15 protein-coding genes are annotated in these 16,552 nt (G+C 64.1%); 6 read left to right on the top strand and 9 right to left on the bottom strand.

The window, feature by feature from the left end:
- Window positions 1-289 precede the first annotated feature (289 nt).
- The 3 genes from dnaN to rpsT form a co-directional block, all read right to left on the bottom strand.
- Entirely contained in the window at window positions 290-1,408 is a 1,119-nt protein-coding gene (gene dnaN, locus XH88_RS14940; protein ID WP_271669045.1) for a DNA polymerase III subunit beta, read from the bottom strand.
- Window positions 1,409-1,667: 259 nt separating this feature from the next.
- Window positions 1,668-3,080 (bottom strand): chromosomal replication initiator protein DnaA, encoded by a 1,413-nt coding sequence (dnaA, locus tag XH88_RS14935; RefSeq protein WP_271669069.1) that lies wholly within the window; start codon window positions 3,078-3,080, stop codon window positions 1,668-1,670.
- Between the two features lie 1,293 nt (window positions 3,081-4,373).
- Complete coding sequence (gene rpsT, locus XH88_RS14930; RefSeq protein ID WP_271669044.1) at window positions 4,374-4,640, bottom strand: 30S ribosomal protein S20; 267 nt, start codon at window positions 4,638-4,640, stop codon at window positions 4,374-4,376.
- 386 nt (window positions 4,641-5,026) lie between these two features.
- On the opposite strand from rpsT, the gene XH88_RS14925 reads away from it, so the two are divergent.
- The 3 genes from XH88_RS14925 to XH88_RS14915 all read left to right on the top strand — a co-directional run bounded on the left by XH88_RS14925 (window position 5,027) and on the right by XH88_RS14915 (window position 7,011).
- Window positions 5,027-5,344 carry a hypothetical protein gene (locus tag XH88_RS14925; protein WP_271669043.1) on the top strand — a complete coding sequence of 106 codons (318 nt, stop codon included), beginning with the start codon at window positions 5,027-5,029 and terminating at the stop codon, window positions 5,342-5,344.
- Window positions 5,345-5,500: 156 nt separating this feature from the next.
- The gene (gene msrA / locus XH88_RS14920) at window positions 5,501-6,157 is read left to right on the top strand and encodes a peptide-methionine (S)-S-oxide reductase MsrA (RefSeq protein WP_271669042.1); all 657 of its coding nucleotides are present in this window, start codon (window positions 5,501-5,503) and stop codon (window positions 6,155-6,157) included.
- Window positions 6,158-6,273: 116 nt separating this feature from the next.
- Window positions 6,274-7,011: a polysaccharide biosynthesis/export family protein gene (locus XH88_RS14915; protein WP_271669041.1), complete on the top strand. Its 738-nt coding sequence runs from the start codon at window positions 6,274-6,276 to the stop codon at window positions 7,009-7,011.
- A gap of 95 nt (window positions 7,012-7,106) precedes the next feature.
- On the opposite strand, the gene XH88_RS14910 is transcribed toward XH88_RS14915, so the two are convergent.
- The 4 genes from XH88_RS14910 to XH88_RS14895 all read right to left on the bottom strand — a co-directional run bounded on the left by XH88_RS14910 (window position 7,107) and on the right by XH88_RS14895 (window position 9,675).
- Complete coding sequence (locus XH88_RS14910) at window positions 7,107-7,589, bottom strand: hypothetical protein (protein ID WP_271669040.1); 483 nt, start codon at window positions 7,587-7,589, stop codon at window positions 7,107-7,109.
- Between the two features lie 230 nt (window positions 7,590-7,819).
- The gene (locus tag XH88_RS14905; protein ID WP_271669039.1) at window positions 7,820-8,494 is read right to left on the bottom strand and encodes a dienelactone hydrolase family protein; all 675 of its coding nucleotides are present in this window, start codon (window positions 8,492-8,494) and stop codon (window positions 7,820-7,822) included.
- A gap of 51 nt (window positions 8,495-8,545) precedes the next feature.
- Entirely contained in the window at window positions 8,546-8,887 is a 342-nt protein-coding gene (locus XH88_RS14900) for a hypothetical protein (protein WP_271669038.1), read from the bottom strand.
- 23 nt (window positions 8,888-8,910) lie between these two features.
- Window positions 8,911-9,675: an alpha/beta fold hydrolase gene (locus XH88_RS14895; RefSeq protein WP_271669037.1), complete on the bottom strand. Its 765-nt coding sequence runs from the start codon at window positions 9,673-9,675 to the stop codon at window positions 8,911-8,913.
- A 320-nt stretch (window positions 9,676-9,995) separates the two neighbouring features.
- Between XH88_RS14895 and XH88_RS14890 the strand changes: the two genes are divergently transcribed.
- The 3 genes from XH88_RS14890 to XH88_RS14880 all read left to right on the top strand — a co-directional run bounded on the left by XH88_RS14890 (window position 9,996) and on the right by XH88_RS14880 (window position 14,277).
- A complete protein-coding gene (locus XH88_RS14890) occupies window positions 9,996-10,487 on the top strand; it encodes a (2Fe-2S)-binding protein (protein WP_057754010.1) in 492 nt (163 codons plus the stop codon).
- The gene (locus tag XH88_RS14885) at window positions 10,484-12,778 is read left to right on the top strand and encodes a xanthine dehydrogenase family protein molybdopterin-binding subunit (RefSeq protein ID WP_271669036.1); all 2,295 of its coding nucleotides are present in this window, start codon (window positions 10,484-10,486) and stop codon (window positions 12,776-12,778) included. The genes XH88_RS14890 and XH88_RS14885 overlap by 4 nt, the downstream gene beginning before the upstream one ends.
- A 404-nt stretch (window positions 12,779-13,182) precedes the next feature.
- A complete protein-coding gene (locus tag XH88_RS14880; RefSeq protein ID WP_271669035.1) occupies window positions 13,183-14,277 on the top strand; it encodes an HD-GYP domain-containing protein in 1,095 nt (364 codons plus the stop codon).
- Between the two features lie 13 nt (window positions 14,278-14,290).
- Here XH88_RS14880 and XH88_RS14875 read toward each other — a convergent pair whose 3' ends face one another.
- Together XH88_RS14875 and XH88_RS14870 are read right to left on the bottom strand one after the other, a co-directional pair.
- Window positions 14,291-15,871 (bottom strand): AMP-binding protein, encoded by a 1,581-nt coding sequence (locus XH88_RS14875; protein WP_271669034.1) that lies wholly within the window; start codon window positions 15,869-15,871, stop codon window positions 14,291-14,293.
- A gap of 251 nt (window positions 15,872-16,122) precedes the next feature.
- Complete coding sequence (locus tag XH88_RS14870; protein ID WP_271669033.1) at window positions 16,123-16,533, bottom strand: VOC family protein; 411 nt, start codon at window positions 16,531-16,533, stop codon at window positions 16,123-16,125.
- Between the last annotated feature and the right edge of the window lie 19 nt (window positions 16,534-16,552).

Here is a 16,552-nt window from a genome sequence, read left to right as displayed (position 1 = left end):
CCGAAAGCTTCTCGTTCGCCTCAACGCCAAAGCTCGCGATGCGCGTACCACCTACGCTAATGCAACTTGACAACAGAGATAGTCGCTCACCCGACCTAGTGCGTATCCGCTGGTGGAGATGCCCTCTCCCACAAGGGGAGAGGGCACAGCAACGTGCATCGCGCTTGTTTCAACAGGGAAAGCTGTCGCCTTACCCTCTCCCCTTGTGGGAGAGGGTCGCTTCGCGCAGCGAAGCCGGGTGAGGGGTTGTCTCCACGCAGAAAGTGTCGCGAGAGGAGGACCAAGTCCCTCACACCCGCATCGGCATCAGCACGTAGAGTGCGCTCTTGTCGTCCTTGTCTTGCACCAGGGTGGGCGAGCCGGGGTCGGCGAGGCGGAGCACTGCGACGTCGCCTTCGATCTGCGCGGCGATGTCGAGCAGGTAGCGGGAGTTGAAGCCGATATCGAGCGCGTCGGAGGCATATTCGACCTCGAGCTCTTCGGTCGCGCTGCCGGAATCGGGATTGGTCACCGACAACATCAGCTTGCCCGGCGACAGCGACAATTTCACCGCGCGGCCGCGCTCGCTGGAGATGGTGGAGACGCGGTCGACCGCGTTCTCGAAATCCTTCTTGTCGACGACGAGCTCCTTGTCATTGCCCTGCGGGATGACGCGGCCGTAATCGGGGAAGGTGCCGTCGATCAGTTTTGAGGTCAGCACGACGTTGCCGATCGTAAAGCGGATTTTCGCCTGCGACAGCTCGATCGTCATTTCGGCTTCGGCGTCCTCGATCAGGCGCTGCACCTCGCCGACGGTCTTGCGCGGCACGATCACGCCCGGCATGCCCTCGGCGCCTTTGGGCTGCACCAGGTCGAGCTGGGCAAGGCGGTGGCCGTCGGTGGCGACGCCGCGCAGGGTCGCGGCCTTCGCGGTGCCCGCGGCATGCAGATAGATGCCGTTGAGGTAATAGCGCGTCTCTTCGGTCGAGATCGCGAACTGGGTGCGGTCGATCAGCCGCTTGACGTCCTTGGCGGCGAGATTGAACGCGTGCGACAGATCGCCGGCGGCGAGGTCGGGGAAATCATTCTCCGGCAGGGTCTGCAGCGTAAAGCGCGAGCGGCCGGCGCGGATCGCCAGCACGGCGCGGTCGCCGTCGGCTTCCAGCACGATCTGCGAACCATCAGGCAGCTTGCGCACGATGTCGTAGAACATGTGCGCCGGCACGGTGGTCGAGCCGGCCGTGGCGGTTTCCGCCGGCAGCGTCTCGGTCACCTCGAGGTCGAGGTCGGTCGCCTTCAGCGACAATTTCGCGTTCTCGGCGCGGACCAGCACGTTGCCCAGGATCGGAATCGTGTTGCGGCGCTCGACCACGCGGTGAACATGGCCCAGCGATTTCAGGAGTTGCGCGCGTTCGACCGTAACCTTCATTGCACTACTCGCCCGATCCCCAAAGATGGAAAAAGCCGGGCGGAGGACAGCGCGCCGCGGCACCGAAGACCCCGGAAGGCCGGGGTCATCGAGCCGATATGACCAAAGCCGTCAGGGTCGCGCAAGGTGGCGCGGAAAGCCATCCGGTTCAAGGGATTGACGGCCGGTTCCGCACGATTCCCACGATTTACCGCCCAGACGAAAGCCGCCGCCCGGGCGAGGCCGGGCGGCGGCAGGATGGCAGGAGAGCCTTAGGCGTTTATTCCTGAAGCTGGCGCTTCAGCGACTCCACTTCCTCGGACAGCGCGTTGTCCCTGGAGACCAGGGCCTCGATCTTGCGCACGGCGTGCAGCACCGTGGTGTGGTCGCGGCCACCGAAGCGGCGGCCGATCTCGGGGAGCGAGCGCAGGGTCAGGGTCTTGGCGAGATACATCGCGACCTGGCGCGGGCGCACCACGTTCGCGGTGCGGCGCGAGGACAAGAGGTCGGAGCGGCTGACATTATACTGCCGCGCCACCACGCGCTGGATATCCTCGATCTTGATCCGCTTCGGCTCCGAGGGGCGGATCAAATCGCGTACCTCGCGCTCGGCCATCTCCAGCGTCACCGGCTGGTTGTTCAGTTTGGAATGCGCCAACAGGCGATTGATTGCGCCCTCGAGGTCGCGGCCGTTATGGGTGATGGCGCGCGCCAGATACTGCAGCACGTCTTCCGGTACGTCGAAAGTCGCATGATGGGTGCGGGCCGCTGCAACGCGCGACTTGAGAATGCCGTGGCGCAGCTCCTCGCCGAGCGAGCCCATCTCGACCACGAGGCCGCCGGCGAGCCGCGAGCGGACACGGTCGTCGAGGCTTTCGAGATCGGACGGGGGACGGTCGGCCGCGATCACGACCTGACGGCCGGCGTCGATCAGCGCATTCAGCGTGTGACAAAACTCGGCCTGTGTCGACTTGCCCTGCAGGAACTGGAGATCGTCGATCACGAGCACGTCGATGCCGCGCAGCGCTTCCTTGAAGGCCAGCGCCGTCTGCGTCTTCAGCGCGGCGACGAAGCCGTACATGAATTTTTCTGCGGTGAGATACAGCACCTTGCGCTCGTTGCCGGAATTGCCGGCCCAGGTCACCGCCTGGAGCAGATGCGTCTTGCCGAGGCCAACGCCGGCGTGGATGTAGAGCGGGTTGAACATGACGGGATCGCCGCGGCGTCCTTCGGCGACCTGACGCGCGGCCGCATGGGCCAGCGTGTTGGAGCGGCCGACGACGAAGCTCGCAAAGGTCAGGCGCGGATCGAGCGGCGAGCCGCCGAGTGCGTCATGATTGGCAGAGACCGGCGCGGTCGCGGTCGAGCGCAATTCCGGCGCAGGGGCGCGGCGGACTTCGACCGGCACGGGCGCTTCCTTCGCCTGCACCACGGGGCGCACCGCGGAGCGAACGGTGAGGTCGATGCGATGTACTTCCGGCATCTCGGCCTGCCAGCACGACAGCACGCGCTCGGCATAATGGGCCTGGATCCAGCTCTTCAGGAAGCGCGTGGGGACCGAGAGCCGCACGCTCTCGTCCTGCACGCCTTCGAGATCCATGCGCGCAAACCAGCTCGTATAGACGTCTTCGCCAACGTTCGAGCGCAAGCGATTCTTCACACGTGACCAGCGATCCTGTTCCGGGTTCGTCATCATTTGAAAACTTTTCTTGAGAGATAAGGTTGCGTGGTGAGCGCCATGCGGAGTTCCTCCAGGATCTCGGCCATGGCGCGACCTCAAGCGAGTCCATCTTTTCAGGCACAGCTCGACCGTTCGGCGCCAGCGCCGCGGGTCAGATCAGCGATGTCGAAGATGGAGGGTTCGCGAGGTCAGCGCGTACTCGATGCGCTCTCACACGGAGGATGGTCACAGGACGGATTGGAAACGGCATCGTTGCACGATGTAGCCACAGTCAATACCGCGTTGAATCCGTAGGACATGATACCTCCCCGTCCTGCCGTGATCGCTCACGGCAAGGTCCTGCGTAAAAGAACTCCCGCGCTATCCTTAAGTCGCGGATGTCCTGCCCGTCTGCTCGTGTCGTCCGCTCGGCTTCGTCTTCGCGTATGTCGGGGCAGCCTCGATGTGTCTCTCATTGCCGTCTGGCGCGAACGGGATCGCTAAAATCCCGTTTGGAGACATCAAGACAAAGACCTGCCGTTCCCATATTGCTATGGGCTTGATCCGACAATCGCTTGTTGAAGCGTCGCCTACGTGCTCACCGCCGCCGATTTGCACGCTCGCCCCGTTTCTTAAACCGCGCTGGTCTCAAGATCGTGGGCGCCGCGAACGACTTAAGGAATACACTAAGCGGAAAGACTCGCAACGAAATTGATTCACACTTGAGGCATCAAAAAACTTGACCAGCGTTAACGCCGCGCACGAGTTGTGCACAGGCTCGAGACCAAGTTTTTGGATTCGTGCACAGATTCGAAAACGCGGTGCGTCATGTGACAAAGACTCCCCCATCGCCAAAAAATTTTTACAAAATCGTCACGCGCGCGAGTTGTGGGCGAATTTTCCAAATGCTTGTCCGCGCTATGTCGATAAGTGATTAGCGAGACACCGTTTTTCGAGTCTCGTTTTGCAGGGTAACCCGTGTTCCGGGAAAACTACGGTGTGCAGAACTTCAGCGCCTGCAAATTCAACTTAAGCCCGTGCCGCAGCGGTTTTTCGCAGCGCAGTGAAAGTTTCCGCTGTTGCAAAAACACTGGCTGGTAGAACTACGGACGCAGCTTGGCGCAGGGGACGAGACTCTCCCAACGCAAGCTTGTCGCTCGGAGACCGCAAGCGTGAATTGTGACAGGCAACAAAAAAGCCCGGCGTGAAAGCCGGGCTGATTGACGTGTGCGATGTCCGATTGCTTCAACCGCGATCGAATGAGGCGACCGGGCCGCGCTGCGAACTTTACTTCGCGAAATGATCTCGCGAAGTTGCTTCGCAGACTTACTTGGCGAGCTTGGCGATCTGCGCGGTGAGGCGCGAGACTTTGCGGCTGGCGTTGTTCTTGTGAATGATGTTGCGCTGGGCGGCGCGCATCAGGGCGGGCTCGGCAGTGGCCAGCGCCTTGACGGCGGCGGCGCGATCGCCGGTCTTGATCGCTTCTTCGACGTTACGGACGGCGCCGCGCATCTGGGTACGGCGCGACTTGTTGACGGCGGTGCGGCGGGCGATCTTGCGCGTCGCTTTCTTGGCGGAAGTGGTATTGGCCATGGTCTCAATGTCCTTTGCGGGTACCGGTCGCGTCTTGGTCGGGTAGCGCCGGCAGCTTGACCGCGGAATCGACGCTCTGATTTAGGGTGTTCGGTTGCTGGGCCGTTCCCGGAACATGAGCGATAGGCCTTGCGGCTATCTCTGAGGCTCAAAAGAGCCTGCAACTGCTCAAAGAACAGCGGCGGCAGGATTGCGCCTGCCGCCAGTTGGCGCCCTTATAGAGGGGGTCTTTGGCACCGTCAACGCTTTAGGGGCTGGAAAAGCGGGCTCCCGGCGCGCCAGGGAGGGCCGTAACGCCCTGATGAGGTTGAATTTCTGCCGTCTCCCGGCTATTGGCTGGCGGCGTTTCGAAGATCGTCCGATCGGACGATCATCTGGGGTGGGCTATGATCCGCGGCTTTTTCCGACTGATTGGCTTGCTGCTGCTGGCCGGCGGGTTCTTCTTCATGGTCTATGACGGCGCCCGCTGGGTGGCCGACCAGACCCTGCGCTTCACCCGGTTCGGCCAGTTCTGGAACGACATCAACCAGGCCAGCCAATCGGCCTTCCGGACTTGGGTCGAGGCCAAGGCGCCCTGGCTCTGGACCTCGGTGATCCGCATCGTGCTGGACCAGCCGGTTTTTGCCGTCCTCGGCCTCCTCGGCATTGTGTTGATGATCCTGTTCCGTCCGCGCAAGCCGCTGATCGGCTATTCCCGGGATTGATCCTTCAGTTCCCGCCGGGATTGAGCGCCCGAACGAGGCCGCTGTAACAAGCCTGTCCCTTGCTGCGTAAAGACCTATATTCCCACTCGATCGCGAGCATGCCGCCTGAGCGCCTGGTTCAGGCGATGCACAGCTCGTTTTCCCGGAGATCCGATCATGCTGTTCACGCGCAAGCCCACCGCACTGCCTGATGCAGCCGACGCGCTGCCCGGCCGCTCCCAAGCCATTCCCACCGCGAGCACCCATTTCGTCAACGGCGCAAAATTGCAGCCGCCTTATCCGGCTGGCCTCGAGCAGGCCGTGTTCGGGCTCGGTTGCTTCTGGGGCGCCGAGCGCAAATTCTGGGAGCTTGGCGAAGGCATCTATACGACCGCGGTCGGCTATGCCGGCGGCCACACGCCGAACCCGACCTATGAAGAGACCTGTTCGGGACGCACCGGCCACACCGAAGTGGTGCTGGTCGTGTTCGACCCGACCAAGATCTCCTACGAGAAGCTCCTGAAGACGTTCTGGGAGAACCACAACCCGACGCAGGGCATGCGCCAAGGCAACGATGTCGGCACGCAGTACCGAAGCGCGATCTATACTTACTCCGATGCGCAGAAGAAGGCCGCCGAGGAGTCGAAGGCGCTCTATCAGAAGGCGCTCGCTGCAAGAGGCTTGGGGGCCATCACCACCGAAATCGCGCCCGCGGGTCCGTTCTATTTCGCCGAGGACTACCATCAGCAATATCTGGCGAAGAACCCCGCCGGCTATTGCGGCTTAGGTGGCACCGGCGTGTCGTGTCCGATCGGCGTCGGTGTGAGCGCGTAGTAAGTCGAAGCGACCCGCGTGCTTACCCTCCCCTCCAGGGGAGGGTGCCCCCTCAACCCTTTGTTAACCATAACCAGTGCATCACTGGAGCTGTCTCGTTTGTAGGGATGCTCCAAGTGCGGGTTCTGCGCGCGTTTCGATGGTCGATCCTGGCAGCGTCCGCCGCGCTGACCCTGGGCGGCTGCATGCAGACCGCGGGTCCCGTCGCCTACGGACAGCCCCGTCCCGATCTCGACGCCATGGCCTATGGCCAGCCCTATGGCGCGCCGCAGCCGGTTGTCGTTGCCAATGGCGGCGGCGCGATCGATGCGCTCACCAATTCCTTTGCCTCGGGTCCCGCGCCCGTGCCGGTCGCCTATGCGGGGCCGGCGGTGGTCGCGCCCATGCGCTACGATTCCTCCTATCACCTCGATGCCGGCGACAAGCTGCGCGTCGTGGTCTATGGCCAGGAAGGTCTCACCAACAGCTACGCCATCGATGCCGGCGGCTCCATCACCATGCCGTTGATCGGCACGGTGCCGGCGCGTGGCCGCACCACCGCCGGGCTGGCCGGCGAGATCGCCGCGCGGCTTCGCAACGGCTATATCCGCGAGCCTTCGGTCGCCGTGGAGATCGAATCCTATCGTCCGTTCTTCATTCTCGGTGAAGTCGCCGCCCCCGGCCAATATCCCTTTGTACCGAACATGACGGTCGAAAGCGCGGTGGCGATCGCCGGCGGCTTCTCGCCGCGCGCCAAGCGCGACATGGTCACCGTGACCCACACCGAAGCCGGCGGCGCCATGCGTGCCGTCGTGCCGCTCGGCACGCCCGTCAGCCCCGGCGACACCGTGTTCGTCGGCGAGCGCTGGTTCTAGACGTCAGCGCCCATCTCTCTCCTCGTCATTCCGGGCCCGCGCCTGCGGGCGCATCCCGGAATGACGAGAGCGGAGCGTGGGGCGCCGGGCCTTCCTCACCTCCTGAAATCAAGCCGTCCGTTCGGAAAGCATCCGTCGATGCGCGTGGTGTCGACCACGAGGCCGATCCACGGCCGCGTGATCGCGGGATCGGTCAGGTTGATGTACTTCCCGATCAGACGATTGCCGCTCTCGCTGATAGCATCGATCAGTCCGTGGCGTCGGCCGCCGTCCCAGTCGAAGCGCAGATAGATTCGGTCGCTCACCACACGAACCTCCGCGCGGCCTTGCTTCCATGTGTCGGGCGTATCGCCTGGTATGGTCGGATCGGCGCCGCCGTTCCAGCGGCTCGCCCAGGCGCCCTCGAGTGGATCGGATGCTGCGGGAATGGATGCCCAATGCGCCGCATTGCTATCGGCGGCATCGCCGGCGAGCGCGGCTGATATGGCATAGTGCAAGACTTCGGAATCATCAGGCGCCGGCACATCCATGGTGCCGAACGGGTTGCGAATGACGATATCCGTGTTGGCCTGCTGCATGACGCTCTCCCGGCGTGACCTCGCTTGATCAACCAGCTCTATCGCCGCGCGCGGTGATGCAGCCACCCGATTTCTGTTTCTGTCCGTCATTCCGGGCCGCGACGAAGTCGCGAGCTACGATGCGCAAATTGCGCATCTGAGAATCCATAACCCCGGCCCCGTGTTATGGATTCCGGGTCTGCACCGCTTCGCGGTGCATCCCGGAATGACGGTGGAGGGGGAGTTGTCCGCTACTTCGTCAAATGCTTGGTCAAGAACGCCATGCTGCGCGGCCAGGCGATATCCGAGCTGGTCTTGTCGTAGCTCGGCCGCTCGTCGCAATGGAACCCGTGCTGGGCGCCGGGATAGATGAACACTTCGACGTCAGGCCGTTTCGCCTTGACGGTCTCGACGTCGGAAAGGGGAATGCCGGCATCCTTCTCGCCGAAATGCAATTGCGTCGGCACCCTGGGCTTCTCGTCCGCAAAGCGCACGACGGCGCCGCCGTAATAGCCGATCGCGGCCTTCAGGCCGGTCAGGCGCGTTGCCGCGACATAGGCGATGCTGCCGCCAAGACAAAAGCCGATGATGCCGACCGGGCCGACGCTTCTGACCGCGTCGATCGCAGCCTGCGTGTCGCGCAGCATCGCCTCCCAGTCGGGATTGGCGACGAATTTGCGCGCTTGCGCGATCTCGTCGGGCGTGTAGCCCGACTGGAAGTTCGGCGTGGTGCGGTCGAAGATCGACGGCGCGATCGCGACATAGCCTTCGCCGGCGAGGCGGTCGCAGACCGAGCGGATGTGATGATTGACGCCGAAAATCTCCTGGATCACCACCACCGCGCCCTTCGCCCTGCCCGAGGGATCGGCGCGATAGGCGCCGAGCTGGAAATTGTCGGAGGCCGTCAGTTTGATGTCTTGTCCCACGCGGGTTGTCCTTCTTGGTTGATCGTCAATGCGAGAGCTCGCTCTTGCCCCTCACTCCCACATCCAGTTCTCGCCGTAATCCTCCTTCCATCCTGCCAGCCGTCCATGACGGAATTGCAGGAACAGGCGGTGACGTTGCGGCACCAATCCGCCACCGCCGATGTCGCGAAGGGCGAGATAGACCTCGTTGCCTGGGCGGCCCCGGACATATTGCAGGGGCTGACCGAGCGCATGCGCGGTCTGCTCCGCATCCATCCCGAATGCCAGCGGCGTGTTGTTGGACAGGGTGTCGACGAAGGGACGGCGCAGCGGCACCGTGCCCAACGGCTCGGCCTGCGCGGACGCCGCCATTGCGAGAAGCGCTGCGCTCGCTGCCAGGATTGCCCGTTTCATGGCCGTGACCCTCGTCTCGCCGTTTATTCCGGCAAGTTCTTCAGGAAAGGCACCACGGCGTCAACAAGAGCCTTGGGCTGATCGATGTTGACGGCGTGTCCGGCCGCGGGGATCACGACCTTTTGTGCGCCGGGGATCTTGGCCGCCATGTAGTCGGACGCCGCCAGGAACGGCGTGTCGTCGGCGCCGACCACGATCAGCGACGGCACTGTGATGTTGGGCAGCAGCTCCATCACCTTGGCATCGCGCTGGGTCAGCATGCCGCGCGCGGCCAGCGCCAATCCCTTCGCGTTGCGATGACTGGCGGTGGCACGCTCCCGCGTCGCCGCCTTCAGCACCTCGAGGCCTTCGCGATCGAGCCTGTCGGCGGTGGCGAGCGCCCGCGCATTCCAGGCCTCGCGCGCGTCGTCCTTCTTGAAGCCGGGGCCGGTGTCGATGATCAGCAGCGCGCGCGTGCGCGACGGATGGGCGCGATAGAACGCGAGCGACATGTAGCCGCCGAGCGACAATCCGCCGATGATGGCGCGCTTCGCGCCGACCGCGTCGAGGATCGCCGCCATGTCGCCGACGGTCAGCGTCTCGCTATAGGCTTCGGGGTCGTCAGGATAATCGGACTGGCCGTGACCGCGCATGTCCCACAGGATCAGCCTGTGGTCGCGCGCGAGCGCATCGACCTGGCCATGCCACATCGCCGAGGTCGAGGAATAGCCATGCGTGAGCAGCAGCGGCGGCCCATCGCCATGAATCTCGTAATAGATCCCGACGCCGTCCCGATCGATCCTCGGCATTGCTTTTGCCCTTTCGTGTTCTTTCATTCTAGTGACGCGGATGCACCTTACTCCGCCAAGTTACCTCGAAGAAACTGCCTGAGCGCTGTGGCACGCATGTCTGAATGCGCCAATTGTTGCGTTCACGCGCTAACGTCGGCACCGTTGTCGCAACGCAAAACATCCAGATGCCGAGATAGTTTCGATCGCTTCCAAATTGCATTTGCCTCCGCGCGTGAACGCGATCATTCTTCCGCGCAAGGTGGGCGCCGGCCCGGTGGGCGTCCGCTGTCCAAGTTGCCGCCGTAAGCGGCTTCATGCACCGGCAGGGGAAGACGCCTATGCCAACGCTCACGATCAACGGGCGGAGTATGTCCGTGGATGCGGCGAACGACACGCCGCTCCTTTGGGCCATCCGCGAACAATTGCAGATGACCGGCACGAAGTTCGGCTGCGGTGCCGGCCTGTGCGGTGCCTGCACCGTGCACGTCAACGGCGAAGCCGTGCGCTCGTGCCAGACCATGGTCGGCGACGTCGCCGGCAAGAAGATCACCACCATCGAAGGTCTGTCCGCCAAGGGTGATCATCCCTTGCAGAAGGCGTGGATCGCCGAGCAGGTGCCGCAATGCGGCTACTGCCAGTCCGGTCAGATCATGCAGGCGGCTTCGCTGCTGGCGAAGAATTCCAACCCGACCAAGGAAGAGGTCGTCGCGCATATGGACGGCAATCTCTGCCGTTGCATGACTTATTCGCGGATCCAGAAGGCAATCATGCGCGCCGCCACCGAGATGCGCACCGCATCCGCCGCCGGCAACGAGCGGAGGCCCACATGAACCAGCACGTGAAGAACGTCACCCCTGAGCCGACCGATCTCAGCCGCCGCTCCTTCCTGGTCGGCACCGCCGCGACCGGCCTCGTGCTCGGCTATGCCGGCGTGCCCGGTGTCGGTGAGGCGCTCGCTGCGGCGCCCGCCAATTTCGAGCCGAGCGTCTGGTACTCGATCTCGCCTGACGGCCTCGTCACCGTGACCTGCGGCAAGGCCGACATGGGCCAGCACATCGCCTCCACCATGGCGCAGATCGTCTGCGAGGAGCTCGGCGCGAAGTGGAGCGACATGCGGGTCAATCTCGCCTCCAACGACCCGAAGTTCAACGACCCCGTGCTGGGTGCGCAGATCACCGGCGGCAGCTGGTCGACCATGATGAACTTCGAGGCGATGAGCCGCGCAGGCGCCGCCGGCCGCATCGCGCTCGCCGAGGCGGCTGCCGCGGCGATGGGCCTGCCGCCTTATTTCAAGGACCAGCTCATCGTTCGCGATTCCATGGTCTCGCATCCGAAGTCGAAGAAGCAGATGTCGTTTGCCGACATCGTCAAGAGCGGCAAGGCGACAAAGACCTTCACACCTGACGAGCTCAAGGCCATCAAGCTTAAGACGCCGGATCAATACACCATGATCGGCGTGTCGGTGCCGCAGCTCGACATCCCCTCCAAGACCAACGGCACGGCCAAGTACGGTATCGACGTGATGCTTCCGGGCATGGTCTACGGCGCCATCGTGACGCCGCCGGTGCGCTTCGGCGCCACAGTGAAATCGGTCGACGATGCGGCCGCAAAGTCCGTGCCGGGATTCATCAAGGCCGTCATCCTCGACGACAAGACGCAGACGACTTCGGGCTGGGTGGTTGCGGTCGCAAACACCTATGCCAACGCCAAGAAGGCGGCGGCCGCGCTGAAGATCGCCTACGACGGTGGTCCGAATGCGAAACTGTCGAGCCAGTCGCTGCTCGACGAGGCCAAGCGGCTTCAGGGTCTCGATGATTCCGGTCAGTTCTTCGTCAAGGACGGCGATCCCGCAGCCGCCCTCGGCACCGCGGCCAAGGTGCTGGAGGCGGAGTACACCACCAGCATCAACATCCATGCGCCGATGGAGCCGATGAACGCCACTGCGGAGTTCAAGGGCGACATCCTCCACATCTATTCCGGCAACCAGTTCGCGACGCGCTCCGGCGCGATCGCGGCAGGGGCGGCCGGAATCGATCCGAAGTTCGTGGTGATGCACCAGATGTGGCTGGGCGGCGGCTTCGGCCGCAGGCTCGATGCCGACATGATGGTGCCGGCGGTGCAGGCGGCGAAGGCCGTCGGCAAGCCTGTGAAGGTGATCTACACGCGCGAGAACGACATGACGATGGATTTCTCGCGTCCGCTCACCTACCAGAAGGTGAAAGCCGGCGTGGACGGCGACGGCAAGCTCGTTGCGCTCAGCCACGATGTGGTGTCGGCCTGGCCGACCGCGCGCTGGGGAATTCCTGATTTCCTCACGCCCTCGGTCGACAAGAAGGGACCGCTCGACAGCTTCACGGTGAACGGATCGGACTTCTTCTACACCGTGCCGAACCATCACGTGCGGGCGATCAAGAACGAGATGGCGCACAACGCCACCCCGTCGGGTCAGCTCCGTTCGGTGGCGCCGGGTTGGACCTTCTGGGCGGTCGAGAGCATGATCGACGAGATTGCGGCTGCGACCGGCAAGGATCCGGCGCAGTTCCGCATCTCGCTGCTCGACGGTGCCGGCAAGAACGATGGCGGCGCGCAGCGGCTGCGCAACACCCTGCTCGCGGCGATGGGCCTTGCCGGTTATGGCACCAAGAAGCTGCCCAAGGGAGAAGGCATGGGCGTCGCCTGCGTGTCGTCGCAGGAACGTGCGACTGCAAGCTGGACCGCTTGCGTCGCGCACGTCGCCGTCGCGCCTTCGGGCGAGGTGACCGTGAAGAAGCTCACGGTCGCAACCGACGTCGGCACCCAGGTGCATCCCGACAACATCCGCGCCCAGGTCGAGGGCGCGGTGCTGTGGGGCCTGTCGCTGGCCTTGTATGAGAAGGCGACACTGAAGGACGGTGGCATCGAGCAGACCAATTTCGATAGCTACAGGCCCTTGCGGATGAGCCAGATGCCGGAGGTCGCGGTCGCCGTGATCGCCAATGGCGAGAAGGCCACCGGCGTCGGCGAGCCCGCGGTGACCGTCGTCGCCCCGGCCATCGGCAACGCCATCTTCAATGCCTCCGGCGCCCGCGTCCGGGCGCTGCCGATCACGGCGGAAGCCGTGAAGGGGGCGATGAAGGCGTAGGGCCGGGCTTCAGCGCAAGAACAACTGATCCGCCGGAGGGCCACCTCCGGCGGATTTGCTTTGGGCGTTTACACCCACACACTCGGTGTCATGCCCCGGCTTGACCGGGGCATCCAGCATGCCGCGGCTTCTCGGCCCCGGCCGCGCCGCCTCGGCCCCGGCCGCGCCGCCTCGGCGGACTGGGTCGCCCGGTCAAGCCGGGCGACGACAGCGGGGCAAAAATCCCCTTTGTTTTCAATGGCCGTTCTACTGTGCGTGGGGTTGTTTTCGCCGTCCGACGGGAACCATGATCCCTAAAATTGCGCTCAATTCCGACAGGTTCCATTGAGCACGCCTCTTAAGGGCCGGAGAACCTGATCCGGCTTAGGCTGATGCTGAAGACACTCCCGTGCTTTGGGGAAGCCATGAACGCGCCAGCCAAATCCGCCGCCAAACGCCGGCTTCTGCTCGCCTCCGACCGCAGCGATGCGAGCACCGAGCTTGCCGGCATCCTGAAGGCCGTCGGCGAGGTCTCGACGGTGACGACGGAGGGCATCCCCGAGCAGCCGTCGCGCGATCTCTCCGGCCTCGTGGTCGATATCAACCTGCGCTCGCCCGAGAGCGTGCAGCGGGTGCGCAACAAGCTGCGTGGCGACGCCTATCGTTCGATGCCGCGGCTGTTCGTGCTGGCCGACGCGCTGCATCACGGCACCATGCAGGCCTGGGCGCTTGGCGCGACCGACACCATCTCGCGGCCGCTGCAGGCGGAGGCGATCCTGCAGCGCATTCGCGCCGCGTTTCCCGATACTGCAAGCTATGACGCGACCGATCGCGGCAAGACGCTCAACCGCGGCGTCGAGGCGGCGCATGCGGTGCTCGCGAAGATGTTCGAGAAGCTGCCACTCGGCGTCCCCCTGACCTTCGACGACGTCATCGCCGCCGAGAACAGGATCCTGAAGGCGATCAAGCACTCCTCGCTGCGCGAGTGGCTCACCACGGTCGGCTGCCACCATGTCGGCAGCTATCGCCACTGCCTGTTCGTCACCGGCTTCGCGGTTGCCTTCGCGCAGCATCTCGGCATGCGCGAGGATGACCAGCGCCGCCTGACCCGCGCCGCGCTGCTGCACGATGTCGGCAAGGCCTTCGTTCCCTCCGCGCTGCTCGACAAGCCGGGCAAGCTTACCGACGAGGAGATGGAAGAAGTCCGCCAGCATCCGCGCCGCGGCTATGACGCGCTCGCAGCCCAGGGCGGCTTCCCGCCGGAGATGCTGGACGTGGTGCTGCATCACCACGAATTCCTCGACGGCAGCGGCTATCCCAACGGCCTGTCGTCGAACCAGATCAGCGACATCGTGCGGCTGACGACAATCGTCGATATCTATGCCGCCCTGGTGGAGAAGCGGGCCTACCGCATGCCCTTCACCCACGCGCGTGCGTTCACGATGATGGAAGGCATGGGCGGCAAGCTTGATCAGCAGCTGCTGCAGGCGTTCCGTCCCGTGGCGCTGGGCTCGTTCTGATCCGGCGCCGCTGCTACTCGATCATTTTCCGCAGCTCCGCCTTCGCCACCTTCTCCAGCGTCGAGCGCGGCATGTCGTCGACGAGCCTGATCTCGCGCGGCACCTTGAAATCGGCGAGGCTGTTGCGGCAAGCCGCCATGATGCGCTCGTGAAAATCAGGAGGAGCACCCGCGACCCCGCCATGTGGGATGACGAAGACGACCGGCACCTCGTCCAGCATCGGATGCTTCTTCGCCACCACCGCGGCCTCGCGCACGCCCGGCACCATCGCGATCACCTGCTCGATCTCGGAGGCCGCGACGTTCTCGCCGCCGACCTTCAGCATGTCCTTGGCGCGGTCGCCGAACTTGATGAAACCGTTCGCCAGCCGCTCGACGCGGTCGCCGGTGAGGAAGAAGCCGTGCTCGTCGAAGCTCTCGCGCGTCGCCGTCTCGTTGTGCAGATATTCGGCGAACAATGACAGGCCGCGGATGCCCCTGATCGCGAGATTGCCGGTGTCGCCGACTGCGGTCGGCTTTCCGTCATCATCGGTAATGCGGATCTGGTACTCGGGCGCGGCGCGGCCGATCGACATCGGGATATTGGGTTGGTCGATCTCGCCGACGATGCCGTGGGTGATGGTCTCGGTCATGCCCCACCAGCCGATGATCTTGACACCGAACGCGGCAAACGCCGGCGGCTCATTGATCGCGGTGCCCCAGAGGCGGAATTTGTGGTCCTTCGGGATCCCCTGCTCGAGCAGCGCTTTCATGCAGAACGGTATCGTCGAGGTCCAGGTCGAGCCGTGCTCGCGCGCAACGCTCCAGAACCTGCTGGCCGAGAATCGCGGCTGGATCACGCAGGTCGCCCCGACCCACAGCGTCGCCAGCATCGAATAGGCCAGCGCATTGGTGTGGAACAGCGGCAGATAGGTCTGGTGCACGTCGCTGGCGTGCAGGTCCTCATGTGCGGCATTGATCTTGGCGCCCCACAGAGCGTTGGCGTGAGTCCAGAGCACCGCCTTCGGGCGCGATGTCGTTCCCGACGTGTACTGCACGCTGCACGGCGCCAGCGGATCGCTTGCGCGCTTCGGGCGGTCCGCGCTGTCGGCGAACAGCGATTCAAAACGATCACCGCGCGAAACGCTCTGCGTGGGGGCGGCGCCGGCATCATGTGACGTCACTGCCATCCAGCGGATGTTGCGGCAGTTCTGCGCGACTGCTTCCGCATAGGCCGGCTGCGTGATCGCGGCGATCGCGCCGCAATGATCGGCAAAATATTCGATCTCCGCCGGCGCCGAGCGGGTATTGGTGGTCACCGCGATCGCTCCGCATTCGACGCAGGCGAACCAGGCCAGCAGCGCCTCGATGCAATTGTCCAGGTGAATGAGCACATACTCGCCCGGCTTCACGCCGCGCCGGGTGAGTCCCGCCGCAAGCGCGCCGACCCGCTCGTGAAATTCGCCATAGCTCCAATGCCGCGCCGCCGCGTCGAACGGCGCCCAGATCAGGAACGGATGATCGCGGCGCAGCTCGGCGCGCAGCTTGAGCAGCCACGGCACGTCAAGCCCGTCGAACGGGCCCACGATTCCGGCGGCGGTCTGTTGAATGGCCATGCATCCTCCCGTGCAGCTGCAATCTGACGTTGACTGCCCTTTAATGATTGCGTCTTCCTGCCACTACATGGCGCCACGCGCAAATCGGGGAGGAGGACGGCATGCTCTCTCCTTTGTCATTGCGAGCGCAGCGAAGCAATCCAGAATCCGTCTGCGAAGATAGTCTTGATTGCTTCGTCGCATCAGCACAAAATTGCTACGCAACCTTGTCGCGAGCTCCTCGCAATGAGGGTGTGGCTGGCGCCGTCGCGTCAATCCTCATAGGAGGAAATCTCGATCAGGCTCCCATCCGGATCCCGGCAATAGACCGAGCGCAGCGTGCCACGGGCGCCCTGCCGGAGCGAGGGGCCATCCTCGATCGCGACGCCGTGTGCTCTCAAATGCGCCACGACCTCGTCGGGAGTCGAAGCGGTGAGAAAGCACAGATCCTCGCTGCCGGGAGTCTCGTGCTTGGCGGTGAACCACTCCACCTTGTCGGCGTCGCGCGGCCGGACGTTGATCTTCTGTTGACCAAAATGAAGCGAGGTCCGCGGCGCTTTGCCGCCGCCGGGGTCGAACACCTTGACTTCCATGCCGAGGATCTTGCGATACCACTCGGCGGCGACAGCGACATCGGCGACGTTGATCACGAGGTGATCGAGGGCCTGAACCTTGACTGGCATGCCTTGTCCTTTCGTCACC

Source organism: Bradyrhizobium sp. CCBAU 51627, from assembly GCF_028128765.1.
In the GTDB taxonomy this organism is placed as follows: domain Bacteria; phylum Pseudomonadota; class Alphaproteobacteria; order Rhizobiales; family Xanthobacteraceae; genus Bradyrhizobium.
This window is presented reverse-complemented; position numbering and strand designations above follow the sequence as displayed.